This window comes from Achromobacter sp. 413638, assembly GCF_043119405.1.
Taxonomy (GTDB): domain Bacteria; phylum Pseudomonadota; class Gammaproteobacteria; order Burkholderiales; family Burkholderiaceae_B; genus Achromobacter.
The window spans coordinates 1-23953 of sequence record NZ_JBICCO010000028.1; the positions used below are offsets into that span (position 1 = coordinate 1).

Annotated in this window: 23 protein-coding genes and 1 pseudogene; 15 read left to right on the plus strand and 9 right to left on the minus strand. The window is 62.0% G+C overall.

Annotation, left to right across the window (positions count from 1 at the left end; translation table 11 throughout):
- From ACEU5R_RS13510 to ACEU5R_RS13530, 5 genes and pseudogenes are all read right to left on the minus strand, one after another.
- Positions 1 to 1155 (minus strand): IS3 family transposase gene (locus tag ACEU5R_RS13510; RefSeq protein ID WP_392410507.1). Its coding sequence is split into 2 segments (ribosomal slippage), with 1156 coding nucleotides annotated over them: positions 1 to 900 and positions 900 to 1155; the frame shifts between segments, so codons are not numbered across the junction. This gene is flagged as partial in the annotation.
- 72 nt (positions 1156 to 1227) lie between these two features.
- A pseudogene (locus ACEU5R_RS13515) lies at positions 1228 to 1680 on the minus strand (flavodoxin family protein); the annotation flags it as partial.
- 418 nt (positions 1681 to 2098) lie between these two features.
- On the minus strand, positions 2099 to 2623 hold the full coding sequence (locus ACEU5R_RS13520; RefSeq protein WP_392410508.1) for an Rrf2 family transcriptional regulator: 525 nt from the start codon (positions 2621 to 2623) through the stop codon (positions 2099 to 2101).
- Between the two features lie 119 nt (positions 2624 to 2742).
- Positions 2743 to 3753: an NAD(P)-dependent alcohol dehydrogenase gene (locus tag ACEU5R_RS13525; protein WP_392410509.1), complete on the minus strand. Its 1011-nt coding sequence runs from the start codon at positions 3751 to 3753 to the stop codon at positions 2743 to 2745.
- 110 nt (positions 3754 to 3863) lie between these two features.
- Positions 3864 to 4763, minus strand: a complete 900-nt coding sequence (locus ACEU5R_RS13530; RefSeq protein ID WP_392410510.1) for a LysR substrate-binding domain-containing protein — start codon at positions 4761 to 4763, stop codon at positions 3864 to 3866.
- A 144-nt stretch (positions 4764 to 4907) separates the two neighbouring features.
- On the opposite strand from ACEU5R_RS13530, the gene ACEU5R_RS13535 reads away from it, so the two are divergent.
- From ACEU5R_RS13535 to ACEU5R_RS13575, 9 genes are all read left to right on the plus strand, one after another.
- Positions 4908 to 5426, plus strand: a complete 519-nt coding sequence (locus ACEU5R_RS13535; protein ID WP_392410511.1) for a phenolic acid decarboxylase — start codon at positions 4908 to 4910, stop codon at positions 5424 to 5426.
- A 58-nt stretch (positions 5427 to 5484) separates the two neighbouring features.
- Positions 5485 to 6252 (plus strand): SDR family oxidoreductase, encoded by a 768-nt coding sequence (locus ACEU5R_RS13540; protein ID WP_392410512.1) that lies wholly within the window; start codon positions 5485 to 5487, stop codon positions 6250 to 6252.
- 118 nt (positions 6253 to 6370) lie between these two features.
- On the plus strand, positions 6371 to 7342 hold the full coding sequence (locus ACEU5R_RS13545; RefSeq protein ID WP_392410513.1) for an MBL fold metallo-hydrolase: 972 nt from the start codon (positions 6371 to 6373) through the stop codon (positions 7340 to 7342).
- Positions 7343 to 7393: 51 nt separating this feature from the next.
- Positions 7394 to 8869: a benzaldehyde dehydrogenase gene (locus ACEU5R_RS13550; RefSeq protein WP_392410514.1), complete on the plus strand. Its 1476-nt coding sequence runs from the start codon at positions 7394 to 7396 to the stop codon at positions 8867 to 8869.
- A 22-nt stretch (positions 8870 to 8891) separates the two neighbouring features.
- Positions 8892 to 9983, plus strand: a complete 1092-nt coding sequence (locus tag ACEU5R_RS13555; protein ID WP_392410515.1) for a Zn-dependent alcohol dehydrogenase — start codon at positions 8892 to 8894, stop codon at positions 9981 to 9983.
- A gap of 46 nt (positions 9984 to 10029) precedes the next feature.
- Positions 10030 to 11037, plus strand: coding sequence for a transporter (locus ACEU5R_RS13560; protein ID WP_392410516.1), 1008 nt, complete (start codon positions 10030 to 10032; stop codon positions 11035 to 11037).
- Between the two features lie 216 nt (positions 11038 to 11253).
- Positions 11254 to 11787, plus strand: a complete 534-nt coding sequence (locus ACEU5R_RS13565; RefSeq protein WP_392410517.1) for a TetR/AcrR family transcriptional regulator — start codon at positions 11254 to 11256, stop codon at positions 11785 to 11787.
- Between the two features lie 53 nt (positions 11788 to 11840).
- Positions 11841 to 12719, plus strand: a complete 879-nt coding sequence (locus ACEU5R_RS13570; RefSeq protein WP_392410518.1) for an NAD(P)-dependent oxidoreductase — start codon at positions 11841 to 11843, stop codon at positions 12717 to 12719.
- On the plus strand, positions 12716 to 13921 hold the full coding sequence (locus ACEU5R_RS13575) for an MFS transporter (protein ID WP_392410519.1): 1206 nt from the start codon (positions 12716 to 12718) through the stop codon (positions 13919 to 13921). Before ACEU5R_RS13570 ends, ACEU5R_RS13575 begins: the two co-directional genes overlap by 4 nt.
- A gap of 24 nt (positions 13922 to 13945) precedes the next feature.
- Here ACEU5R_RS13575 and ACEU5R_RS13580 read toward each other — a convergent pair whose 3' ends face one another.
- Positions 13946 to 14365: a winged helix-turn-helix transcriptional regulator gene (locus ACEU5R_RS13580; protein ID WP_392410520.1), complete on the minus strand. Its 420-nt coding sequence runs from the start codon at positions 14363 to 14365 to the stop codon at positions 13946 to 13948.
- 103 nt (positions 14366 to 14468) lie between these two features.
- Here ACEU5R_RS13580 and ACEU5R_RS13585 point away from each other — a divergent pair, with 103 nt between their 5' ends.
- The 3 genes from ACEU5R_RS13585 to ACEU5R_RS13595 all read left to right on the plus strand — a co-directional run bounded on the left by ACEU5R_RS13585 (position 14469) and on the right by ACEU5R_RS13595 (position 17538).
- Positions 14469 to 15320: an SDR family oxidoreductase gene (locus tag ACEU5R_RS13585; RefSeq protein ID WP_392410521.1), complete on the plus strand. Its 852-nt coding sequence runs from the start codon at positions 14469 to 14471 to the stop codon at positions 15318 to 15320.
- Positions 15321 to 15395: 75 nt separating this feature from the next.
- Positions 15396 to 16355: an alpha/beta hydrolase gene (locus tag ACEU5R_RS13590; protein WP_392410522.1), complete on the plus strand. Its 960-nt coding sequence runs from the start codon at positions 15396 to 15398 to the stop codon at positions 16353 to 16355.
- A 145-nt stretch (positions 16356 to 16500) separates the two neighbouring features.
- Positions 16501 to 17538 (plus strand): LLM class flavin-dependent oxidoreductase, encoded by a 1038-nt coding sequence (locus ACEU5R_RS13595; protein ID WP_392410523.1) that lies wholly within the window; start codon positions 16501 to 16503, stop codon positions 17536 to 17538.
- Positions 17539 to 17689: 151 nt separating this feature from the next.
- Here ACEU5R_RS13595 and ACEU5R_RS13600 read toward each other — a convergent pair whose 3' ends face one another.
- Positions 17690 to 18841, minus strand: coding sequence for an MFS transporter (locus ACEU5R_RS13600; RefSeq protein ID WP_392410524.1), 1152 nt, complete (start codon positions 18839 to 18841; stop codon positions 17690 to 17692).
- Positions 18842 to 18980: 139 nt separating this feature from the next.
- On the opposite strand from ACEU5R_RS13600, the gene ACEU5R_RS13605 reads away from it, so the two are divergent.
- Complete coding sequence (locus tag ACEU5R_RS13605) at positions 18981 to 19901, plus strand: LysR family transcriptional regulator (RefSeq protein ID WP_392410525.1); 921 nt, start codon at positions 18981 to 18983, stop codon at positions 19899 to 19901.
- Between the two features lie 149 nt (positions 19902 to 20050).
- On the opposite strand, the gene ACEU5R_RS13610 is transcribed toward ACEU5R_RS13605, so the two are convergent.
- Positions 20051 to 20845, minus strand: a complete 795-nt coding sequence (locus tag ACEU5R_RS13610) for an AraC family transcriptional regulator (protein ID WP_392410526.1) — start codon at positions 20843 to 20845, stop codon at positions 20051 to 20053.
- A 97-nt stretch (positions 20846 to 20942) separates the two neighbouring features.
- On the opposite strand from ACEU5R_RS13610, the gene ACEU5R_RS13615 reads away from it, so the two are divergent.
- Both ACEU5R_RS13615 and ACEU5R_RS13620 read left to right on the plus strand, forming a co-directional pair.
- The gene (locus tag ACEU5R_RS13615) at positions 20943 to 22124 is read left to right on the plus strand and encodes a CynX/NimT family MFS transporter (RefSeq protein WP_392410527.1); all 1182 of its coding nucleotides are present in this window, start codon (positions 20943 to 20945) and stop codon (positions 22122 to 22124) included.
- Positions 22125 to 22172: 48 nt separating this feature from the next.
- Positions 22173 to 22787 (plus strand): short chain dehydrogenase, encoded by a 615-nt coding sequence (locus tag ACEU5R_RS13620; protein ID WP_392410528.1) that lies wholly within the window; start codon positions 22173 to 22175, stop codon positions 22785 to 22787.
- Between the two features lie 126 nt (positions 22788 to 22913).
- Here the strand turns inward: ACEU5R_RS13620 and ACEU5R_RS13625 are convergent, their stop codons facing one another.
- Positions 22914 to 23870: a LysR family transcriptional regulator gene (locus ACEU5R_RS13625; protein ID WP_392410529.1), complete on the minus strand. Its 957-nt coding sequence runs from the start codon at positions 23868 to 23870 to the stop codon at positions 22914 to 22916.
- Positions 23871 to 23953 lie beyond the last annotated feature (83 nt).

Below are 23953 nucleotides of genomic sequence, written 5' to 3' on the forward strand. Positions count from 1 at the left end.
CCCCGCGCCCCCCCCACCACCCCCCCCCCCCCCCCCCCCCCCCCCCCCCCCCCCCCCCCCCCCCCCCCCCCCCCCCCCCCCCCTCGGCGAACTTGGCCGGTGGCATTCGCCCGCAGCTGCTATGCGGGCGGACCTCGTTGTAGTCCTGGCGCCAGAGCGTGATGGCCGACCGGGCCTGCTGCAGCGTCTCGAACCACTGCTCGTTCAGGCACTCGTCCCTGAACTTGCCGTTGAAGCTCTCGATGTAGCCGTTCTGCATGGGGCGTCCCGGCTCGATCAGGATGTGACGGATGCCGTGGGCCTGCGCCCAGCCCATGAAGGCCCGGCTGGTGAACTCCGGACCGTTGTCGGTGCGCACGGCCTGCGGGTAGCCCCTGAACACGGCCGCTTGATCCAGCAGTCGCGTAACGTATTGCCCCGAGATTCCCCAGTCCACCGAGATGCTCACGCACTCGTGGCTGAAGTCATCGGCCACGGTCAAGCACTTGATGCGCCGTCCCGTGCTCAGGCTGTCGCTGACGAAGTCCATGCTCCACACCTCATTGACCGTCGTGGCCAGTTGCAGCGGCACGCGTTCGTTGGCGGGGCGTTTGACCTTCTTGCGCTTGCGCACCGCCAAGTTGGCGGCGCTGTACAGGCGGTAGACGCGCTTGTGGTTCACAGCCGGGAAGTGCGGGCGCAGCATGTCGTGGATGCGCCGATAGCCGAAGCGCCGGCGTGCATGCGCGATCTCGACGATCTTGCTGCTGAGCTCTTGGGTCATGGCATCGGTCTCGGGTGGGTGGCGGTAGCTGTCGCGGGAGAGCCCCACAAGCCTGCAGGCGCGCCGCTCGCTCAGATCGCATTGCTCGATCATGGTGGCGATGGCCGCGCGCTTGGCCTGTGGGGCTAGCGCTTTACCCCGAAGGCCGTATTCAGCGCGTGGATGTCCAGATGGGCCTCTGCCAACAGCTTCTTGAGCTTGTTGTTCTCGGCCTCGAGTTCACGCAGCCGCCGGGCGTCGGGCACGTCCATCCCACCGTACTTGGCACGCCATTTGTAGAAGGTCGCGTCGCTGAAGCCGCCTTTGCGGCACAGATCCTTGATCGGCAAACCGGCCTCGGCCTGCTTGATGAAACCGATGATCTGCTCCTCGGTAAATCTGCTCTTTCTCATGTCCGTCATTCTCCAAGTTGACGGACTTCGCTGCCATTACGCTGGTACGGCTGGGAGGGGGCAGGTCAAGATGCCGAGACGGTTCAAGTCCTGCTCGGAGCCCGTGCTTGAATTGTTGGCCGGCGGCAGGCCAAGGCTGACCCAGTGCATGCCTTGCTGCGCTGCGAAGAGCGCAATCTGGACCAGCGTGGCGAGCTTGTCGCCCGAGCGGGAGGCCGAGTTGCTGAAGCCCGCGGCCACCTTGTCCTTCCACTTGAAGCCTGCCGCAAACACCTTCTGCGACGTTGCATCCAGGAAGGCTTTGAACTGAGCCGAAGGGCCGCCCATGTAAGTCGGGGCGCCGAAGATGATGGCGTCGGCGCGTTCGAGGTCTTCCCACGGTGCGTTTGCGCCATCGACATGTACCAACAGCGCATCGACGCCAGCCACCGCGCCAGCGCCCGCCGCGACCGCTTCGGCTTGTTTGGCGGTGTGCCCATACCCGCTGTGATAGACGACGGCCACTTGAATCCTGATATCACTCATTGACGTACTCCTGGGGTGTTAAAGAATTAATGTACCATACATAGATACACTAAGGCGCGCAATGTTCAGCATGAGGATCAGGATCGCGTCTTCGGAATGGTCTGTTGCGCGCTGTGCGTCGTGCGCCGTTGATGACGCGCTGCTTGGTGCGCCGTTGATGACGCGCTGCTTGGTTGGCCTGCGCGCGGACTTCGAAGCGCGATGAACGGGCTCGCCGATGAAGCAAGACGATGTGGTTGCTATCAGGCCGGAGCGCGATACCTCGCCCGGCTGATTCGAGTGTCAGGCCATCAAGGTGTGGAGCGGAAAGGGTTGCATCGACAAGCCGTGCAGCACCGGAGGTTGGCGTTCGGCTCGCAAACCTACCGCCTACCTGGCAGCAGGTGTGGCGACGGGCGCCGCCTTTGGATGGACGGCTTCAGATCGGCCCGGTAGCGCCGTCAAGGCCCGGGGGAACGAAGGCAAATCCGGCATGTGCCTCGACCTTCTTTACGACGTCCGCCAGCGTCGTTTTCGACAGGAGCTTCTCCATCGCCTTGGTGAACTCGTCGAACTGCTCTTCCAATACCGGGATGATGTAGCGGCCGACGTAGCATGACGGATCAGGTTTGGATCGGTGCAGCGCGAAGTACTGTGGCTCTTCCACGGCCTTGTAGATGTCCAGCAACGTGATCTTGCTGGCCGGCTTGGCCAGCAGGGCACCGCCGCCTTGCCCCATCTGGCCGCGCGTCAAGCCGGCATCGGACAGTGCGCCGAGAATGCGGCGCACAGTGGTGGGGTTGGTATTGACGCTGCGGGCCAAGTCCTCGGAACGAACGACCTGCCCCTGGTGCAGGGCGATGCCAGAGAGGATGTGAATGGCGACAGCAAAGCGCGTAGACGTCGGCAATGGGTTTCCGGTAACCAGATATCGTGGTAACCCGAAATTGTAGCCGGAGTGCATACACATGTAAATCCGATCCGGTTTACACCTGAGGGTGATCTGGAACTGAAGCCTGGGCAGCTAACGCCGGAGCATCCGCGTCGCGCCCAGCACATCCAATGCGTCTCGGCGTGGTTCTGTTATCCAATCGTCACGCCAACCTTGCCGAAATGCTTGCCGTCCTTTTGAAACGAAAAAGCATCGCTCAGTTCGGTCAGATCAAAAGAGCGATCGATGACCGGGTGAATGCCACCGGCATCGATCGCGCGGACCAGGTCGATCTGATGGCGGCGACTGCCGACGATCAGCCCCTGCAGGCGAATCTGCTTTGCCATCAATGCGGCGGTGGGAACGGGGCCAGCGGCGCCTGTGAGCACGCCGATCAGGGCAATGTGGCCGCCAACCTTCGCCGCCCCAATGGATTGGGCGAGTGTGCCCGCGCCGCCGACCTCGACGACGTGATCAACCCCGCGTCCGTTGGTGATCTCCAGCACGGTTTTCGACCACTCGGGGACCTGGCGGTAATTGATCGTGTGGTCGGCGCCCAGCTCCCGGGCCTTGCCGAGCTTTTCATCGGATGAGGAAGTGAGGATCACGGTCGCGCCCATCGATTTCGCCAATTGCAAGGCGAAGATCGATACGCCACCTGTGCCGAGCAGAAGCACGGTGTCGCCTGCCTTGAGATGACCATCGACAACCAGCGCACGCCATGCCGTGACGCCCGCAGTGGTCAGTGTCGCGGCCTGGGCATGGCTATAGCCGCGCGGAGCATGGGTGAACGAGCTGGCGGGGGCCACCACGCATTCCCTCGCATAGCCATCGATGCCATCACCCGGCGTCGTGGAGAAATCTGCCACCAGGGGCACACCATCCAGCCATCCGGGGAAGAATGTCGAAACGACGGAGTCGCCTGGTGCGAACTCGGTGACGCCGGGCCCCACCGCTTCGACGACACCGGCGCCATCCGACAAGGGGATACGGCCATCGGCCGTGCGCATGTGACCGAGAACCACGGCGAGGTCATGGAAGTTCAGTGAACTGGCCTTGACCTTCACCCGCACTTCGCCCGGCCCGGGAGCACCGGGGTCTGGCAGGTCTACTGCCTCAAGGCGTTCAAGGCCTGCGGGCTGGTTCAGTCGGATTGCTTTCATGGCGACTACCTCTCAAGGGATGTGTTGGAAAAAACTGGGTGGATGACCGCGGCAGCGACATCGTTGTGAAATGCTAGGCCTGGCGGTGCAGCTTCGCTGAAATCTTGCGTCTACGGCTTCTCATGCGCTGACCTTGCCGGCTCGCCGAACGCCTTGACGAAAGCCATTAGCGCGGGTGATTGGTTTCCAGGGTGCCAGGCCATTGCCAGTTCCAGCGTGGGGCTGGCTTCGGCAAGCTCCACCGCGACGACGCCTTGCGGGAGCATCGCGATATACGATTCAGGCAGCAGGCACACCGCACCGGCCGAGCGGATGAGCGACATCGCCATCAGCACATTCTCGGCCTCGTAGGCCCACTTGAGAGACAGGCCCAGGCTTCGAAGCAGTGCCTGCACTGCGTCGACAAGAACGGGCGCGAATTCGTACGGAATGCCAATGAAAGGCTCGTGACGCAGTTGTCCGAGCTTCACGGTGCGCCGACTGGCGAACTTGTGCCCTTTGGGTAGAGCCACAACGAGCTTCTCCTGGCGAACAGTGCGCAAGTGCAGTCCCTTACTCTGCGCCGATGGACGGATGAAGGCCAGATCGACTTTGCGCTCAATGACTTCATCGATCAGCTCGGGTGAGGATCGGCTTTGCAATGTCAGTTCGATCTTGGGAGACGTGATGTGCAGCGTGTTGATGACGCTCACCAGCTTGCCAAGTTCAACGCCCTGCAGCACTCCCACGGTCAGGTGGAATTGCTGGGCCCCTGCGGCTCGCCGTGCTGTGTCGATGGCCCGCTCAGCCTGAGCGAGCACCAGGCGAGCCTCATTCAGGAAGACTGTGCCTGCCTCGGTGAGTTTGACGCTTCGGGTGGATCGCTCGAAAAGCGCAACCTGAAGGAAATCTTCAAGGTCGCGAATCTGCCGGCTCAGGGAGGGTTGCGCAGTGTGAAGACGCTCCGCCGCACGGGTGAAGGTTCCGGCCTCGACGATCGCTATGAAATAGCGCAGGTGACGCAGTTCCAAGGTCTTAGTCCTCCACTTTATTAAGACTTCAAAAGCATGGATTAAGAGAAAGCAAGTCTTTCTCATCTCACTTTCAGAAGACTAACATGCGAATGATTTCTATGTCGCAACCTACTGATTTCAAGGCGTACAAGGCGAAAGATCATGACTGAGAATTTTGAATCCACCAAACCCGAGCAACTCAAGAACTTCGTGGGTAAGCACTTCATTTATACCTACGACAACGGTTGGCAGTACGAGATGTACATCAAGAATGATCGCACGATCGACTACCGCATCCACAGCGGCATGGTGGGTGGGCGTTGGGTGCGCGACCAGTTGGTGCACTTGGTGCGGCTGTCCGACGACATCTGCAAGGTCTCCTGGGACGAGCCGACCGGGACGACGGTGAGCGTTGCCGTCAACTTTGCCGAGCGCTTTGTCCACGGCGTGATCTTCTTCCCGCAGTGGATCGCGCGCGAACCTGAGAAGACCGTTTGCTTCCAGAACGACCACCTGGACCAAATCAAGCAATACCGCGACAACGGGCCGACCTACCCGAAACTGGTCATCGACGAGTTCGCCACCTTGACCTTCGTCGAGGATGCCGGTGTGGATGACGAGACGGTGGTGGCCTGCGGCCCGGCCGAACTTCCTGAAGGGTACGCCTCGCGGCGCAACTGACCACGGCCTGCCATCACGCTGCCTGTTACTCCAACCGTCATTGCAGGGGCCTACGGATATGACAAATAAGAATCTTCTGGACTACTCCGGCAAGATCGTGCTGATTACCGGCGCGTCCACAGGGATCGGGCGAGCCACCGCGCTGGCGTTCGCCGAGCAAGGTGCAACGCTGGTGCTGGGCGACGTTGATCAGCGTGCAGCCGAGACCGCGCAGCTTGTCGCTGACGCGGGTGGCAGCGCCACGTTCATCGAAACCGACGTGTCCAAGGCGGCATCTGTCGAGGCGCTCGTCGCTGCCACTGTGGCCAAGCATGGGCGACTCGATGTCGCTTTCAACAATGCGGGGCTCCTGCCGCCGACCAAGCCCCTGGCCGAGCAGAGCGAGCAGGACTTCGACCGCATCCTTGGCGTCGATCTGAAAGGCGTCTTCCTATGCCTCAAGTACGAGATCCCGGCCATGCTCGCCAGTGGCGGCGGCGCTATCGTCAATACCGCCTCGGTGGCGGGTGTCGTAGCCGATCCGGGAATGGCGCCGTATGTAGCGGCCAAGCACGGTGTCATCGGACTGACCCGGGCGGCGGCGCTGGACTATGCCGCCCAGGGAATAAGAGTGAATGCCCTGGCCCCTGGTTTGGTTGCGACGCCAATGACCAAGCGCTGGCTCGATGATCCGCAGTTCAAGCGCAACCTGATGGCCAACAGCCCGATCGGTCGCCCCGCAGAGCCCGAAGAACTCGCAGGCATGGTGCTCTTCCTGTGCTCGCCCGCGGCGAGCTTCGCCACCGGCCAGGTGTACCTGGTCGATGGTGGACAGACTGCCCATTGAGCGCAAGACGTGCAATTCGGGCCAGTGGTCCGCGATAACGGGCAGGACTATCTGCCCGCTCTTTCGCTTCGAACCACCTGTTCTCAATTCTCTGCTGATCTATTGAAGGACGTGATCGATGTCCAAGAAAAACTGGCTACGTAGTCTCGCATTCTGCGCTCTGATTCTCCCATTGGCCGCAGGCGCGCAATCCTTGAGCCTGCCCACTGCCGTTACAGTGCAGGCGCCTGAGAATGCGCCACTTCACGTGAGGGTGTTCAACGGCGGCGATGCCAATATGGGCTTCGGCGTCAACTCTGCCATCGTCTATGGCAAGCATGACGCGGTCCTGATCGATTCGCAGTTCACGCTCTCGAATGCCCATCGACTGGTGGCAGAGATTCTCGAAACCGGCCGTGACCTGAAATTCATCTACATCAGCCACATGCACCCCGATCATTTCATGGGTCTGTCGGCAGTTCATGAGGCTTTCCCCAAGGCCCAGGTGGTGGCGTTGCCTGAGGTCGCGGCGATGGTCAACAAGGCCTATCCGTTCAAGATCGGCTATTGGACCCAGCAGATCCTGCACCAGAACGGCAGCGCGACAGCGGTGAATGTTCAGGGCCTGTCCGAGCCGTTTATTGAACTCGAAGGTCAACGGCTCGAAGTGCTTGGGCCGACCCGCGGTGATTCCGATCTGGCGACGGGCGTCTGGATACCTTCGATCAAGACCCTGGTCGCGGCCGACATCGTGTTTTCCCATGCGCATGTCTGGATCGCGGATGCGAAGACACCGCCCATGCGCAAGGCGTGGCTTGATGAGCTGGACAAGCTGCAGGCCCTGGGCCCTGAAGTCGTCGTTCCCGGCCACGCGATCTCGGCCGCCGATGTTTCCCCTGACGCAATCGCCTTCACCCGTGAATACATCAAGGCATTCCAGGACGCGATGTACAAGGCTCACGACAGCCAGGAAATCATCGATGCGATGAACCGCCAGTACCCGGGCCTCGCCACGCAGATTTGCCTCGAATACAGCGCCCGCATCATGAAGGACCACTACAAGTGGCCCGGAGAATGGCCGCCGGAACTGCGGCAGATCCAGGCTTACTGACGGTTGAGCCTGACAACGGGCTCCCCCAAAAACAGAAATTGGAGTGACACCATGAAACAAGACTCGTCCTACCGCCTGACCGACAGCTCGCATTGGAGCGGGAAAATATTCAACGGCGATTGGGTGCCCGCGCGCGGCGGCGTCCTGAAGGTGGCGGAGCCGGCCAGCGGCGTACTTCTCTACGAGGTGGGCCAGGCCAATGCCGAAGACGCGGTTGCTGCCATCGAGCAAGCCAGCAAGGCGCAAAAGGCCTGGGCCTCGATGGCACCCCGAGATCGGGCGGCGGTCCTGCGTCGCGCCGGGCAGATTCTGGAGGAGGAGGCGGAGCAGGCCGCGCTGCTGGTTGCCCGTGAAACGGGAGGCATCGAGGCCAAGGGGCGTCATGAGATCAACGAGGCGATCGTCCTGTTTTATCAAGCCGCCGCCATGCCCCTGCAGGCGCAGGGCCAAGTGCTGCCAAGCAAGACCGGCCGGCTCAGCTTCGCCCGCCGCCGCCCCCTGGGCGTGGTCGGCGTGATCTCTCCGTTCAACTTCCCCCTTGTCCTTGGGCTGCGCTCGGTGGCGCCCGCACTGGCTGTCGGTAACGCCGTGGTGCTCAAGCCCGATCCGCGCACGCCTTTCGCCGGCGGCATCGTTGTCGCGGCGGCCCTGGAGCGAGCCGGCCTGCCCAAGGGCGTGCTGCATGTGCTTCCCGGCTTTGCCGAACCCGGACAGACGCTGGTGGAGCACCCGGGGGTGCAGATGATCGCCTTCACCGGCTCTACGGCTGCCGGACGCAAGATCGGTGAAATCGCCGGCAAGCACCTTAAGAAGGTGTCGCTGGAGCTGGGAGGAAAGAATCCGCTCATCGTGCTCGACGACGCGGATCTCGACAAAGCCGCCTCGGCCGTCGCATTCGGCGCCTATTTCCACCAGGGTCAAATCTGCATGGCCACAGGGCGTGTGCTGGTGCAGCGCTCGATCGCCGAGTCGTTCACCCAGCGCCTGGTAGCAAAGGCTCGCGCGCTGAAGGCCGGCAATCCGGCGAAGGAGGCCGTGGCGCTGGGCCCCATCATCGACCAACGCCAGATCAAGAACGTCATCGATATTGTCGATGCCTCCGTGGCGGCAGGTGCCAAACTGGAAGCAGGCGGAACGTATGAAGGGTTGTTTTACGCCCCCACGGTCCTCTCCAATGTCCAACCGGGCATGCGTGCCTACGACGAAGAGGTGTTCGGTCCGGTCATCAACATCATCACCTTCGGCAGTGACGACGAGGCCGTCGAAATAGCCAATGCCACCGAGTACGGTCTGTCTGCAGGCGTGCTGTCCGGTTCGACAGGCCGTGCGATAGCACTGGCCCAGCAACTCGACGCCGGCATGGTGCACATCAATGACCAGACTGTTGGCGATGAGGTGGTCAATCCGTTCGGTGGCACCGGCGCATCCGGCAACGGCACGAGCGTGGGCGGACCTGCGGACTGGGAGGAGTACACCCACTGGCAGTGGCTGACGATCGACAACGACGTCCCGGCTTATCCGTTCTGATCGTGTCTCTGGGAGAAAACACATGAAAGCTGCAGTGATCAAACACGTCGGAGACAAGTTCGAGATCGAGACCGTACAAATTGCCAAGCCGGAAGGCCGGGAGGTGCTGGTCGAGGTGAAGGCTTCGGGCTTGTGCCACACCGACCTTCATTTCGCCAGTCATGAATTCGGTGTCCCCATGCCTGCAGTGTTCGGACATGAGGTCGCGGGCGTGGTGGTCGAGGTCGGACCGCAGGTACGCGAATTTGCCGTGGGCGACCATGTCGTCGCCTGCCTCATCCAGTACTGTGGGCATTGCGAATCCTGCCTGGCCGGCCGTACGTATCAGTGCAAGCATCCTGAAGAGACCATGCGCTCCGCTGATCAGTCATCGCGCCTGACGCTTGAAGGCCAGCCTTTGACATCGGTGTTCGGCACGGCTGGATTCGCCGAGAAGACCCTGGTCCACGAAAACCAACTGGCCAAAGTGCCCGACAGCATCCCGTTCCCACAGGCCTGCGTGCTGGGTTGCGGGACGGTGACCGGGGCCGGCGCCGCCATCAATACCGCAGCGGTCAAGCCGGGGGACACGGTGGCGGTGATCGGTATTGGTGGGGTGGGCTTGAATGTGATTTCCGGAGCGAAACTTGCTGGCGCGACACGCATCATTGCGATCGACGTGCAACCCGGAAAATTCGATCTGGCCAAGAAGTTCGGCGCTACGGACGTGATCGATTCGTCGACTGTCGATCCTGTGGAGCAAGTGGTTGCCTTGACCCAAGGTGGCGTCGATCACGCCTTTGAAGTCGTGGGGCTCAAGCAGACCTCGGAACAAGCGCTGCGCATGACCCGCGTGGGTGGTGGCGCGTATCTGATCGGTGTGCACAAGCCTAACTCCCGGATCGAGATCTCGGTGATGGAAGAGTTCATCGCTTCGCAGCGACGCATCCAGGGTGTTTTGATGGGGTCTTCCAATATCAAGCACGACATCCCGATGTATGCCGAGCTGTATCTGCAAGGCAAGCTGAATCTGGATGACCTGATCTCGCAAGAGATCAATATTTCGGAAATCAACGAGGCGTACGAAGAACTCAAGCACGGCAAGATCGCGCGCAGCGTCATCACGTCGTTCTGATTTCTCCCGGCGTTCGGTCGCTCCGTCCTGTTCAGGAGAATCTGCCGTGCAATCCGCGTTCGTCGTTGCAGCCCCATCGCCACGCCGCCATCGTGTCGCGTTCGCCCTCTTGCTTGGGCTCGCCGCCATGCCGGCGTGGGCGGCGAACGTGCCGCAAACCGTCCAACTGACTTCCGGCCTCAACACCGGCGGCACGAGCTTTCTGGATGGATTCACCCGCACTACGCCCGGCTGGGCGCTCGTCCAATATTTGGATTATTCCGACTTAGATGCCATCAAGGATGCCGACGGCCATGACAGTCCGGCGTTTCGCAAGCCGCGTATTCAGACCACCTCTTTGCTGAATCAGATTGTCTATGTGACTCCCTACAAGCCGTTCGGTGGAGTACTGGGTTTCAATACCATCATCCCGGTCATAAACATGAACTCGTCGTTCGGTAACAACAGCCCGGCGACGCTGAGCGACAACGGTCTGGGCCTGGGCGACGTTACCTTCGGCCCCTACATCCAGATGTTGCCCGTGATGAGGGATGGCCGTCCGGTGTTTTCGCAACGCTTCGAATTCGACGTGATCGTCCCGGTTGGCAAGTTCGATCGTGACCGTGACTTGAATCAGGGGGCTGGATACTGGTCGACGATTGCAAACTGGGCGTTCACCGTACTGCCCACCCGAAACTGGGAAATCAGTGCGCGGCTCAACTACATCTATAACTTCCGCGCCGACAAGGCGGCCAACGTGCCAGAACTGGAGGGTTTCGATTTCCGCAACGGCAAAGCCGGCGACGCCGCCTGGATCAATTTCGCCAGTTCGGTGGCAGTGGCGCCGAACTTCCGCGTGGGCATCAACGGCTACTATCTCCAGCAATTGCACGACAACCGAACCAATGGGCAGCGTGTGGCGAATACACGTCAGAAGAAGCTCTATCTGGGGCCCGGTGTCTCCTGGACTCTGGACCCGCGCAACTTCGTCAACGTGAACCTGTATCTGCCCGTGAAGGTGGAGAATGCCGCCGCAGGCAACGTTGTCAATCTGTTCTACGTCCACCAGTTTTGATTGGTGAATGGCTTCGATTTTATGTGCACCTGTGCGTCTCGCCGGTGCGCGTAACGTCCTGCGCCAAGTGGCTGATAGGTGCTATATTGGAAATCGATTGATTCCGAATTGAACGACTGCTACAGCATGCCAATTTCCAGACGTTCCCAGCCCACCGCTGCTCGCAGCAGAGGGCGCCCACGCGAATTCAGCGTCGATCAGGCGCTGGATCGAGCCGTGCACGTGTTCAGCGAACACGGTTACCACGGCGCCTCCATCAGCGACCTGACCCGAGCCATGCGTCTTGCCCAGGGTAGCCTCTACAAGGCGTTTAAGGACAAGCAGTCGCTCTTCCTGGCCGCATTCGATCGCTACCGCAGCAGGCGCACCGAGAAGATGCGTCTGGCCATGGGCGATGGCGGCACTGGCTTGGAACGCTTGCGCGGCTTGCTGGCGTTCTATGTCGAGTCTTCCCATGGCGCGGTAGGCCGGCGGGGCTGCCTAGTCGTGGGCAGCGCGGTCGAGCTGTCGGCGTTCGACAAGACCGTGGCCGGTCACATCGCAGCGGCACTGGCGCGCAATGAAGCCATGGTGGCTGACCTCGTTCGCCAGGGGCAGGGGGACGGATCGATCCCCGCTCGTATTGATCCTGTGGCGGCAGCGCGAATGCTGCTCTGTCTGACGCAAGGCATGCGGGTTGTTGGCAAGACCGGCCGCAGTCGTGAGGAGATGCAGGCAGTGGTCGATGTCGCGTTAGGGGCATTGAGCTAATTTTTTTGTCGATTTAGGAAATGATCGTTTCCATTAAATTAAGGAGTATGCATATGAAAATCGCCTTCCTTGGCCTCGGTACGATGGGATTGCCGATGGCTTCCAATTTGCTCAAGGCCGGGTATACGGTGCGCGGCTGGAACCGCTCGCCGCAGCCCGCATCGAGGCTGGTCGCCCTCGGCGGACTGCAAGCGGCCACCCCTACTGAGGCCGCAACTGATGCCGACGTGTTGATATCGATGCTGGCCGATGACGCAGCCACGCGCGCGGCCGTGCTGGACGGAGGGGGCCTGGCGGCGCTCAGGTCGGGCGCGATACACGTCAACATGGCCACGGTGTCGGTCGCGCTGGCTGTCGAACTGGCGGATCTGCACCGCGCGCGTGGCGTGGGCTATGTCGCTGCACCTGTGCTCGGACGAGGGAACGTCGCCGAGGCTGGGCAGCTCAACATCCTGGCCGCGGGCGAGGCGCGGACGCTGGCGCGCGTGCAGCCGCTGTTCGACGTGCTTGGCCAGAAGACCTGGAGTCTGGGCGATAAACCCGAACAGGCCAATGCAGCCAAGCTGGCCGCAAACTTCATGATTGCCACTGCCATCGGAGCTATGAGCGAAGCCGTTGCCCTTGTGCGCGGCCACGGCATCGACAAGGGGGAGTTCCTGGACCTGGTCACGTCCACGATGTTCTCCTCGCCCGTCTACAAGGGTTACGGGCAAGCCATTGCCGCTGACCGCTTCGAGCCGGCGGGTTTCAAGCTGGCGCTGGGCCTGAAGGACGTGAAGCTGGCGATGGCGGCGGCCGAACAGGTGAATGTGCCGCTGCATCTGGCCAGCGTGCTGCGCGACGCCCATATCGAAAGCTTGGCGCACGATGAAGGCCATCTGGACTGGGCTGCCCTGTCGCGCACCAGCGTTCGCCGCGCTGGGCAATCATGAGTGGCGCCCTGGCTGGCGCGCCAGCGCGACTGCCGTTGGTGCTGGCCACAGCCTGCGGCCTGACTGCGGCCAATCTCTACTACGTACAGCCCCTGGCAGGCCCCATCAGCGCCTCCCTAGGCCTCAGCCCGCAGGTAGCGGGGCTGACCGTCACCCTGACCCAGCTCGGCTACGGGCTGGGGCTGCTGTTCCTCGTGCCGCTGGGCGACCGCCTTGAGAATCGCCGCTTGATCCTTGCGCTGCTGGGGCTGGCGGCCGTGGCGCTCCTGGCCGCCGGCCTGGCGCGGCATGCCACCTTGTTTCTGTTGGCGACGCTCGGCATCGGCCTGGGTACGGTTGCGGTGCAGGTTCTCGTGCCTTACGCCGCACACATGGCGCCTGCAGCGACGAGGGGCCGAGTGGTTGGCAACGTGATGAGTGGGCTGATGCTGGGCATCATGCTGGCCCGTCCTGTCGCAGGCTTCGTCACCCAGCTATCGACGTGGCCGGTCGTGTTTCTGTTGTCGGCTGCGCTGATGGTTGGCTTGATTGCAGTATTGGCCCGAGTGTTGCCGCCGCGCCAGCCGGAGAGCGAACTGGCGTACGGCGCCTTGCTGGCCTCGATGGGGCGACTGGTGGTCGATACGCCTGTGCTACGTCGGCGCGCGCTTTACCATGCTGCGTTGTTCGCTGCCTTCAGCGCGTTCTGGACGACAGTGCCATTGCTGTTGGCAAGCCCGGTCTTCGGGCTGTCGCAGGGCGGCATTGGCCTGTTCGCGTTGGCGGGTGCTGCCGGTGCGGTTGCCACGCCCCTTGCCGGGCGCATCGCCGACCGGGGCCACGGCTATCTGGCCACCGCGCTGGCGATAGGGCTTGTGCTGCTGGCGTTCGCGCTGACCGATCTCGCACAGACGGGCTCGCACGCGGCGCTCGGGCTACTCGTCGTGGCCGCCATCCTCCTGGATTTCGGCGTCGCGGCCAACCTGACCTTGGGACAGCGCGCGATTTATGCGCTGGGTGCGCAAGTGCGATCCCGGCTCAACGGCCTGTACATGGCTACCTTCTTCTTGGGCGGCGCAGTCGGCTCGGCGTTGGGCGCCTCGGTCTATGCCCGCGGCGGATGGATGTGGACGTCTGTCCTGGGGATGGCTCTGCCGACGATGGCTTTGATGTACTGGCTGACGGAACAGCGATGTGCTCAGCAAGGCAATACCCTGGCCTGAATGCTTGTCCGACCGTGGCTGGTGCTATTGCGGGGCGATCGCTTCGCGATGGCTCAACACCTCGCCGTAATGAGCTTCCACCCAATCCGCCAGCTCGCGCACTCGTGCTGCCGCCTCTTTGCCCAGCGGCGTCAGGGCATATTCCACGTGCGGCGGCACGACCTCGTAAGCGTGGCGTTCGACCATGCCGTCGCCTTCCAGGAGTTGAAGTGTTTGCGCGAGCATTCGCTCGCTCACGCCGCCGATCTTGCGGCGCAATTGGCTGAATCGCTGAGTGCCAGCCAGCAGTGCGATCAGGACCAGAACTCCCCAGCGGCTGGTCAAGTGGTTCAGGATTTCGCGGGAAGGGCATAGCGGCGTCAGCACGTCGCCACGCCTGAGCTTTTCCGACAATGGCGTAGCCGGGGGCGTGTCCCTTGGCTTCGATCGTGAGGCGACGGTCATACACTTACCTTTTTGTTCGTACTTACGAAAAGTAATTTTAACTTTTATAGTTGCTCATGGCCATATTTTCTTCAACCCCCTCATTCATCAAGGAGTGACACCCATGAGCATCGCCATCACTGGAGCCGCCGGCCAACTGGGCCACCTCGTCATCGAACATCTCAAGCAGAAGGTTCCTGCAAACAACCTCCTTGCCCTGGTGCGCAAGCCGGAGCAGACCGAAGTGCTGGGCGTCGCCGCCAAGGCGATCGACTACACCAAGCCGGAAACACTGGATGCCGCGCTTCCTGGCGTAGAGACCCTGCTGCTGATCTCTTCCAGCGAGGTCGGCCAGCGTGTCGCTCAGCACGCCAACGTCATCGCGGCGGCGAAGAAAGCTGGCGTCAAGCGGATCGTCTATACCAGCGTGCTGCACGCCGACACGTCCGTGTTGCCGCTGGCGGATGAACACCGCGCGACCGAGGCCGATCTCAAAGCCTCCGGGCTGGCTTACACCCTGCTGCGCAACGGCTGGTACACCGAAAACTACACCGGCTTCGTCGGTGCGGCGCTGGCCAATGGCGCGCTGTTTGGCAGCGCGGGGGAAGGCCGCATCTCGTCGGCCACGCGCGAGGATCTTGCCGAAGCGGCGGTAGCGGTGCTGAGCAGCGATGGCCATGACAATGCCACCTACGAGCTGGCCGGTGATACGGCTTGGACGCTCCCGGAACTGGCCGCTGAAATCTCGAAGCAGACCGGCAAGGACATCCCCTATCGCAACCTCCCGGAAGCTGACTATGCCGCTGCCCTTGAAGGTGCCGGCTTGCCGAAAGGACTTGCCGCAGCCCTGGCGTCGTATGACATCAGCGCCTCCCAGGGAGCGCTCTATGGTACCGAGCGGACCCTTTCCGAACTCATTGGCCGGCCGACCACGCCGCTGGCCGTCAGCGTCGAACGGGCGCTGAAGGCGCTGTGACCTCGTAACCTTTCAGAAAAGTGGCGCCTCTCGGGACGCCATCTTTCCAGATGCAGTGAAAAGGAGTTGACCGACATGCAAGCACAACCTTTCGATCCGGCCCGTTTGGCACCTGAGGTGCTTCGGGTGATGGAAGCGATGGCCGCGAACAATGCGCCGCCGCTCGAATCGCTGCCGATTCCGCAGATGCGCGAGGCATACCGGCAGATCAGCGCGAACCTTGGTGGCGAGCCCCTGGCGGTAGGCGGCGTGCGCGAAGCGCAGGCCGAAGGGCCCGCAGGGCCGATTCCGTTGCGGTTGTACCTGCCGGATCACGACGATGCCATCCACGCAGCGACGATCTATTTGCATGGCGGCGGCTGGTCCATCGGCGACATCGACACCCACGACAAGGTCTGCCGCCGGCTGGTTCATACCAGTGGCCATGCGGTCGTCTCGGTCGGCTACCGGCTGGCACCGGAACACCCCGCGCCGGCAGGTCCCGACGATGTGGTGGCCGCTGTGCGCTGGCTCTTCCGACATGCCGGCGAACTGGGCCTCGATCCACAGCGATTGGCCGTCGCAGGCGACAGTGCCGGCGGCAGCCTCTCCGCGGTCGCGACCCAGCAGTTGCGCGGCGAGGTGCCGTTGCGTGCCCAGGTGCTGTTCTATCCCGCCACCGACCTGTCACCGGCCGCTGATGGGTTCTCGTCCCGGTTCGAGAATGGCAACGTGCCGCCGCTGACGCTGGCCGCGATGCATGCCTTGTCCGATCCTTTCGTGCAGGACTTTGACACCACCGATCCGCGGCTGTCGCCGCTGAGGGCGTCGGATTTTCACGGGCTTCCCCCGGCCTTGATCTTCGCCGGCGAGTGCGACGTGCTGCGCGATGACGGGCGGCACTACCGAGACGCATTGCAGAAGGCCGGTGTCGAGGTGGACTATGTCGAGGTGCCGGGCATGGTGCACGGCTTCATCGAGATGGCGGGCGTGCTGCCTGCCGCCGTGCAGGCATTCGAGCGGGCAGGCACATTCCTGCGCAAGCGTCTTGGCTAAGGTACAGGCACGCTTTAGACAGATGCCCGAGCAAATGCGGAGCGGACCTGCCAGATCGAAGCTGGGACGGTTCCGCGACGCCATATAGAGGCCACGGCGGCGTTGGAGAGGCGCCGCTGTGGGCAGACACTCCCGGAGCAAACAAGTGAAGAAAATCGGATTTCTGTCCTTCGGTCATTGGCAAAATGCGAGAGGATCGCAGACGCTGACCGCCCAGGATGCCTTGTTGCAGACTATCGACCTGGCTGTTGCAGCCGAGGAGATTGGCATCGATGGAGCCTATGTGCGCGTCCATCACTTTGCCCAACAACTGGCTTCGCCGTTTCCACTGCTTTCGGCCATTGCGGCTCGAACAAAGCGGATTGAATTCGGGACGGGTGTTATCGACATGCGTTACGAGAACCCGCTCTACCTGGCAGAGGAAGCGGCTGTAACCGACTTGATCTCGAATCGGCGTCTCCAACTTGGGATCAGTCGAGGATCGCCCGAACCTGCACTGAGAGGCTGGGAAGCGTTTGGCTATTCATCGAGTGACGATCCGCGTAGCGCCGAGATGGCCCGCAGCAAGACCGATGTGTTTCTCCATGCTGTCAGCGGGGCCGATGTCGTCGACGCAAACCCGGAGATGACGGGTAACCCGGGAAGGCTCTCCATTCAGCCTCAGTCGCCAACCCTTACGCAGCGCATCTGGTGGGGCGCGGGGACTCGCCAAACAGCAGTCTGGGCGGCACAGAAGGGCATGAACCTGATGAGTTCCACCCTGTTGACGGAAGATACGGGGCTGTCCTTCAGCGAGCTGCAGGCCGAACAGATCAGGCTTTATCGCCAGGCGTTCGCGGAGGCCGGCTGGGGCCGACAACCGAGGGTGTCGGTATCGCGGTCGGTATTGCCCATCTTGGACGACGTCGACCGGCAGTATTTTGGAGCAGGTGGCGGGCGCAACAGCCAAGACCAGGTCGGCTACATCGATGGCTTTCTCAGCCGTTTCGGAAAAACCTATGTCGGTGAGCCTGACGCCATTGCGCGTGAACTCGCGCAGGACGAAGCGGTTGCGATGGCCGACACCCTACTGCTGACCGTACCCAACCAACTTGGTGTGCAGTACAACGCCAAACTGCTCAGAACCATCGCTGAGCACATTGCGCCGGCGATTGGTTGGCGGCGTGCTGGCGGGACGGCCTAAACTACCAAGCCGCAGGGCAACGTATCCTCCCGTACCGTTTTGGCGGACGCTCCTGGTGACGGGAAGATGTCCGCTGCAGGACATCGCCTTGCCAATAGATGTCGCTCGGGCCAGAGCATGCTGGCATTGCCTCCCGGTGTTGCCGGGAGGTTCACCGCCGACCTGGACTGCGGCGAGAGAGGACGACCAAGAGAAGGCTTGCAGCGTTGGCGATCGCTCCGGCGCCCGCGACCCAGGGGTATCCAGCACCCGCATCGATCACGGCTCCGCCGACCAGTGCGCCGAACGCATTACCGAGGTTGAATGCGCCGATATTGACTGCCGATGACAGATTAGGCGCGTCGGATGCTTGCGTCACGATGCGAGTTTGCAGCGGAGGCAGCGTTGCAAACCAGATAACTCCCCAGATGAAAAGGGTGACGCCTGCCGCGATCGGTGAGCGCATGGTGTAGGCAAATACTGCCAGGATGACCGCAGCGAAAAAAAGGATGACGGCAAGGCTACGATCGACCTGCTCGTCACGAATACGTCCACCCAGCCATCCGCCAAGCGTAAATCCGAGCCCAAGTAGAACCAGGAGCGGGCCAATGGCCTTCGATTGAATTCCGCCGGCGTGTTCGAGGATCGGCGCGATATAGGTCATGACCGTGAACATTCCGCCGGAACTGAGTACCGTGACCAGCAGGGCAAGCAGGACAGCCGGGCGGCGCAGAACCGTCAATTCATGAACTATCTTTGCTGCGCCGTCGCGAGGCTGCTTCGGTAAGGCAGCCCCTAACAGCGCGATGGCCACCAGCCCGATAAAACTGGTGAGCCAGAACGTGGATCGCCATCCGGAGACTTGACCGAACCAGGTCTGAAATGGCACGCCGACGACATTGGCCAAGGCGAGGCCACCAAACATCGTGGCAATCGCGGATGCTTGCTTCCCGGGTGGCACCAGTCGGCCTGCCACCACGGCGCCCACACCGAGGAACGGGCCCTGGATCAGCGCGGTAATGACCCTGGCCGACAGCAGCATTTCATAGGTCGAGGACACGGCGGCAAGAATATTGCCGACCACGAAGATGCCCATCATGCCGAGCAGAAATGCCTTTCGAGGCACACGCGATCCACTGAGGGTGAGAACTGGGGCACCAACAAAAACACCAATCGCGTAGGCACTGATGAGGAAGCCTGCGACGGGAATCGAGATATGCAAATCACTTGCGATCTCGGACAGCAGCCCCATCGGGGCAAATTCAGTGGTTCCAATTCCAAAGGCGCAAAGGGCGAGCGCCAACAGTGCCAAGCGATGGCTCATTCGATCATTCCTAGGCGGAGGCGCATCAACCTCACGCTTGTGGGAAGGGGCGCTGTTCGTGGGAAGCAGCAATGTTGGAACATTTCCAGTCATTCCGAAAGGTGTACTATGGAACAACATTTGTGGCGGATTGGAATAAATGACGCTACGCAATCTTGATGATCTTGTCGTCTTTTTGAAGGTGATCGACTGCCAGAGTTTTTCGGCTTCTGCACGAGCGCTGGATCTCGCGCCAGCAACAGTCTCCAAGCAGATTGCTCGCCTGGAAAAGGCGTTGGGCGCAAGCCTCTTTGAGCGCAATACCCGTCGGCTGAAGATTACGGAAGAAGGTCTGGCCGTTGCCCAGCGATCCCGACAGGCGCTCTCCTTGCTCGATGAAGCATGCGACATCGCGCGCCAGGGCTCAGACGATATCCGGGGTCTGTTGCGGATTACCGCGCCTGTGCCATTTGGCGGCCGCTACGTTGCGCCGGCTATCGCGGCCTTTCGGGAGCGGTATCCGCATGTCAATTTCGAGCTTCAGCTCAGCGACCATGTCGTGGACCTTTACAGTGAGGACATCGACCTGGCCATTCGCTGGGGCCGGCTCACAGATTCGCGGTTAGTCGCTCGGCGATTGGCGACCAGCCGACGCATTCTGGTGGCTTCCGCCCAGTACCTGCGCCGCCACGGATCGCCCGAGCACCCCAAGGAGCTTGCTGGTCATCCGTGTTTGCTTTTCGCCTACCCCGGCGTTCGTCAGAACCGCTGGTCTCTCCTGAAGCGCGCAAGCCGGGGGCGACCTGTTGAGGTGGAGGTCTCGGGCCCTCTCAGCAGTGACAACGGTGAAGCGCTGCGCTCCTGGTGCCTTGCCGGTCTAGGCATCTCCCTGCGCGAGAGTTGGGATGTCGCGGAGGATTTGCGTGCTGGGCATCTGGTTCGGGTGCTGCCAGACTGGGAAGAGTCAGGTTCGCCGATCAGTGCAGTTCACGCTCGGCGGGAGCCATCCCCCCGGCGTCTTTCCGCTTTCATCGACTTTATCGCGGACACATGGCGCACTGGTCCGTGGGATGAAATCTGATGATGGGTTTGTGCCGGCCAGGTTCATGCCGCCGACCGTTGCAGAAGGGAAAAATGCGCTCGCATTGGATAGGCCCCGCTCAATTCCGCGGCCGCAGAAAATCCAATCCGCAGCAGCGTGGCAGGCGACCTATGACAATGTGAGGGCTCCTAGCGCAGTGCAGCAAAATACTGCGCCGGAGGCTGCCCCAGCGCTTTTTTGAACATGGTGATGAAGGCCGTCACCGAGTCATAGCCGAGATTGCCCGCGACTTGCTGCACCGTTGCGCCCGCCGCGAGCTGCCGCAAGGCAACCATGAGGTGCAATTGCTGACGCCAACGGCCAAAGGTCAGCCCGGTTTCCCGCTGCACCAGTCTTGCCAGCGACCGCTCGCTCATCGCCAGCACGTGCCCCCATTCGGTGAGCGTGCGCCTGTCAGCCGGGTCGCTCGCCAGCGTGTCGGCGATGCGACGAATTTTCGGGTGGCTGGAGACGGGGAGATGCAGTTGCTCTACGGGTGCCAACGCCAACTGTTCGAGCAGCACCGCCGCCACGCGCGCGGTAGGGCCTTGGCGGGCATAGCCTGGGCCCTGGCCGGCCATGTACTGGACCAACTCGCGCACCATCGGATTGATCGCCAGTGTGCAGCACCTGTCCGGCATGGGTGCCGCACCTGGCTCCACAAACAGGAAGCAAATGCGTGCGTTATCCGTGACGCGATTACTGTGAGGCATGCCGCTGGGAATCCACACGCCATGCTGCGGCGGCACCATCCACATCGCACCTGGCACCTCGCACATCACGCCGCCGTGCAGCGCCATCACCAATTGCCCCTTGCGGTGCTGATGCACGGGCTGCTCCATGTCGTTTTGCTCGACCTCAACGCGCAGCGCCAGTGCCGGCCGGTCATCGACATCCGGGTCGAAGTGGCAAAGCGATTGGGTTAACGTGCTCCCGATTGTCATGATTTAGAGACTAATTGGCTTTCTTTCTATATTAGTTCAAGAAGAACGTCCGTAAAGTTCTGGGTATCTGCTCACGAACACTGCAATGGCAGTCGCTATGGAAACCTTGACAGAACGACGAACGATCACCCGAGCAGCCTTGCTGTTGGGCATCCTTCTGATTGCCGCCAATCTCCGCGCTCCCTTTACTGGTGTGCCGCCACTGCTTGGTTCGATCCAAGCGGACTTTGGTCTGAGCACCACGGCGGTCGGCGCATTGACTACCTTGCCATTGCTGGCCTTTGCGCTGGTTTCCCCCTTCAGTGCGCTGTTCGGGCGTGAATATGGGCTGGAGCGGGTCCTGTTCGGCGCACTCGCCACCATCGCATTGGGCATTGCGCTGCGTTCGATCGGGGCACTTTGGAGCTTGTATGTCGGCACGGGCATCATCGGCATGGGCATCGCTGTCGGCAATGTGCTGCTGCCCAGTCTGATCAAGCGTGACTTTCCCAACAGCGTGGCCAGCCTGACGGGCGCCTACGCTTTGTCGATGGGCGTGGCGGCGGCGCTCGGCTCAGCGGCGGTCGTTCCGTTGGCCCATGCCATGGGGTGGCGGAGCGCGCTCGCTGCGTTTCTGGTACTGCCCGTGGCGGCGCTGGCCGTATGGGCGGCGCAACTGGGGACTCGGACCAAGCCCGCTTCGGGCACGGCAGGCCCGCCCCACGGTGGCCGGGTATGGCGCTCGGCCCTGTCCTGGCAGGTCACGCTGTTTCTCGGCCTGAACTCGACGATCTACTACATCGCCATCGGTTGGTTGCCTGCGATCCTGCTGGACGCTGGCCTGTCCGCTGAGCGTGCAGGCTCCCTGCACGGCGTGCTGCAACTGGCGACCGCCGTGCCGGGACTGGTGCTCGGCCCGATCCTGAGCCGAATGCGGGACCAGCGCCTGCCGGCGGCCGTGGTGGCCGGCTTCTCGGTCGTTGCGCTCGTCGGCTTGATGACGATGCCGCAGGCCGCACTGGCCTGGTCCGTGCTCTTCGGCCTTGGGACGGGAGCGGGAATCATCCTCGGACTGACCTTCATCGGCCTGCGCACCCGCAACGCGCACCAGGCCGCCGCGCTGTCGGGTATGTCGCAGTGCGTCGGGTATCTGCTGGCGGCAGTGGGACCGATGGCGATGGGGGCACTGCACGACGCGCTGGATGGCTGGCGCGTGCCACTGGGCCTGTGTGCCTGCCTGGCACTCCTGGCGGTGGTCATGGGACTGCTGGCAGGCAGAAACCGCCACATCGGTGAGTGAACTCGGACCCCCCTTTCAACCCTTGCAACAATCTCCAGGAGCTACACCATGAAAATCATCCTCGTCGGTGCCAGCGGCACCATCGGTCAAGCGGTCGATGCCGAGCTTGGCCAGCGCCATGAAATCATCCGTGTCGGGCGCAGCAGTGGCGATGTACGCGCCGACATCAGCGATCCCGAATCGATCAAACGCCTCTATGCGCAGGTCGGCCCCTTCGATGCGCTGGTCAGCGCCACCGGCAGCGTGCATTTCGGGCCGCTCGAATCCTTCACGGCCGAACAGTTCGAGGTCGGGCTGCGCGACAAGCTGATGGGCCAGGTAAATCTCGTGATGCTCGGCCTGCAGCAGATCCGTGATGGCGGATCCTTCACGCTCACCAGCGGGCTGCTCAACGAGTCGCCCATCCGCCAGGGGGTATCCGCTGCGCTGGTCAATGGCGGAGTGGACGGCTTCGTGCGCGGCGCGGCAATCGAGTTGCCACGCGGCGTTCGCATCAATGCGGTCAGTCCGACCGTGATTGAGGAAGCATTGCCCGGCTACGCACCGTTCTTTCGTGGCGTGAAGGCGGTGCCTGCCAGTGAGGCGGCCCTGGGCTACGCCCGGAGCGTGGAAGGCGCGCAAACCGGACAGGTGTACCGCATTGGTTGGTCGCGCGATACCTGAGCCAGGGTCAAGCGCAAGGACGCCATCTTCGTTGTGGATGGCGGCGCTGCGGCAAGCGCCTTGTATCCCTGGTCGGCAGCTCGCCGTCAGTGCCGACCGAAGGCCCGCACCCTCGGCGGCGGGCGATCAACGTCCGTGGGAGGTGGGTTTCGGCAAATCGGCTTTCGGAAAGATGTTGTGCTCTACGTCCAGCCAAGCCGGCTTTTCCGCATACATGTCGGCTACCACTTGCTTGACGGCGTCGATGTACCAGCCGTTGTCGTTGATCCGGTGGGTCAGAATGATCGGCGAGGTGGCCCGCGTGTCGTCGATCAGGCGGTAGTGCAGGTCGTTGCGCAGTCGTGCCGAGGCGGGAATGAGACAGATCCCCGACTCAGCAGCGACCAGACCCAGCGCGGTCTGGATCTCGCGCACTTCGTGAACTTCGGACGGGCGGATGGCCTGGTCGTTGAGCAGGCTCAGAATGTGGTCGGCAAAGCTCGGGCGCGGCTCCTTGGGATACACGATGAGCTTTTGCCCCTCCAGGGCCTTGAGGGTGAATTGCTCGTCGCCTTCAGTCAGTGGCGACCCCGGCGGAAGCGCCAGGACCAACCGCTCTTCGCGCAGGACGATGCGTTCCACCGACGAGTCGTTACTGCGAATGCGCCCGAAACCCACGTCGATGCGCCCCGACTTCAGCGCGGCGAACTGCTGCATCGAAGTCAGTTCCACAAGCTGTATGTCCACGTCGGGATAGTGCTGCCGCAGTTTGCGCACCAGCATGGGCAGACCGCCGTACAGGGTGGAGGCGACAAATCCGATGGACAAGGTTTGGCGCTGATTGAGGCCGATCTGCCGGGTGGTGTTCTTGAGCTGGTCGAGGCGGTTGATGATTTGCAGCGCTTGTTCGTAGAAACTGCGTCCAGCCTCGGTCAGGCGCAGCGGTCGGCTGTTGCGCAGCAGGAGCTGCACGCCCAGCTCCTCTTCGAGCAGTTGAATCTGCCGGCTCAGCGGGGGCTGGGCGATGTGGAGCTGTTCGGAGGCGCGTGTGAAGTTGCGCGTGTTGGCTACGGCGACGAAGTATCTGAGCTGGCGGACATCCATAAGGGAAAACCATATATAGGCGTGGATAGGGATTTATAAGTCATTGATTTATATGAACTCGATTAGAAATTATACCTTCTAGG

Excerpts from the sequence above, each read along its gene's own strand:
- ACEU5R_RS13520 (WP_392410508.1), bottom strand. The coding sequence starts at position 2,623 with ATGCACTCCGGCTACAATTTCGGGTTACCACGATATCTGGTTACCGGA.
- ACEU5R_RS13525 (WP_392410509.1), bottom strand. The coding sequence starts at position 3,753 with ATGAAAGCAATCCGACTGAACCAGCCCGCAGGCCTTGAACGCCTTGAG.
- ACEU5R_RS13535 (WP_392410511.1), top strand. The coding sequence starts at position 4,908 with ATGACTGAGAATTTTGAATCCACCAAACCCGAGCAACTCAAGAACTTC.
- ACEU5R_RS13540 (WP_392410512.1), top strand. The coding sequence starts at position 5,485 with ATGACAAATAAGAATCTTCTGGACTACTCCGGCAAGATCGTGCTGATT.
- ACEU5R_RS13545 (WP_392410513.1), top strand. The coding sequence starts at position 6,371 with ATGTCCAAGAAAAACTGGCTACGTAGTCTCGCATTCTGCGCTCTGATT.
- ACEU5R_RS13550 (WP_392410514.1), top strand. The coding sequence starts at position 7,394 with ATGAAACAAGACTCGTCCTACCGCCTGACCGACAGCTCGCATTGGAGC.
- ACEU5R_RS13555 (WP_392410515.1), top strand. The coding sequence starts at position 8,892 with ATGAAAGCTGCAGTGATCAAACACGTCGGAGACAAGTTCGAGATCGAG.
- ACEU5R_RS13570 (WP_392410518.1), top strand. The coding sequence starts at position 11,841 with ATGAAAATCGCCTTCCTTGGCCTCGGTACGATGGGATTGCCGATGGCT.
- ACEU5R_RS13575 (WP_392410519.1), top strand. The coding sequence starts at position 12,716 with ATGAGTGGCGCCCTGGCTGGCGCGCCAGCGCGACTGCCGTTGGTGCTG.
- ACEU5R_RS13580 (WP_392410520.1), bottom strand. The coding sequence starts at position 14,365 with ATGACCGTCGCCTCACGATCGAAGCCAAGGGACACGCCCCCGGCTACG.
- ACEU5R_RS13585 (WP_392410521.1), top strand. The coding sequence starts at position 14,469 with ATGAGCATCGCCATCACTGGAGCCGCCGGCCAACTGGGCCACCTCGTC.
- ACEU5R_RS13590 (WP_392410522.1), top strand. The coding sequence starts at position 15,396 with ATGCAAGCACAACCTTTCGATCCGGCCCGTTTGGCACCTGAGGTGCTT.
- ACEU5R_RS13600 (WP_392410524.1), bottom strand. The coding sequence starts at position 18,841 with ATGAGCCATCGCTTGGCACTGTTGGCGCTCGCCCTTTGCGCCTTTGGA.
- ACEU5R_RS13605 (WP_392410525.1), top strand. The coding sequence starts at position 18,981 with ATGACGCTACGCAATCTTGATGATCTTGTCGTCTTTTTGAAGGTGATC.
- ACEU5R_RS13610 (WP_392410526.1), bottom strand. The coding sequence starts at position 20,845 with ATGACAATCGGGAGCACGTTAACCCAATCGCTTTGCCACTTCGACCCG.
- ACEU5R_RS13615 (WP_392410527.1), top strand. The coding sequence starts at position 20,943 with ATGGAAACCTTGACAGAACGACGAACGATCACCCGAGCAGCCTTGCTG.
- ACEU5R_RS13620 (WP_392410528.1), top strand. The coding sequence starts at position 22,173 with ATGAAAATCATCCTCGTCGGTGCCAGCGGCACCATCGGTCAAGCGGTC.
- ACEU5R_RS13625 (WP_392410529.1), bottom strand. The coding sequence starts at position 23,870 with ATGGATGTCCGCCAGCTCAGATACTTCGTCGCCGTAGCCAACACGCGC.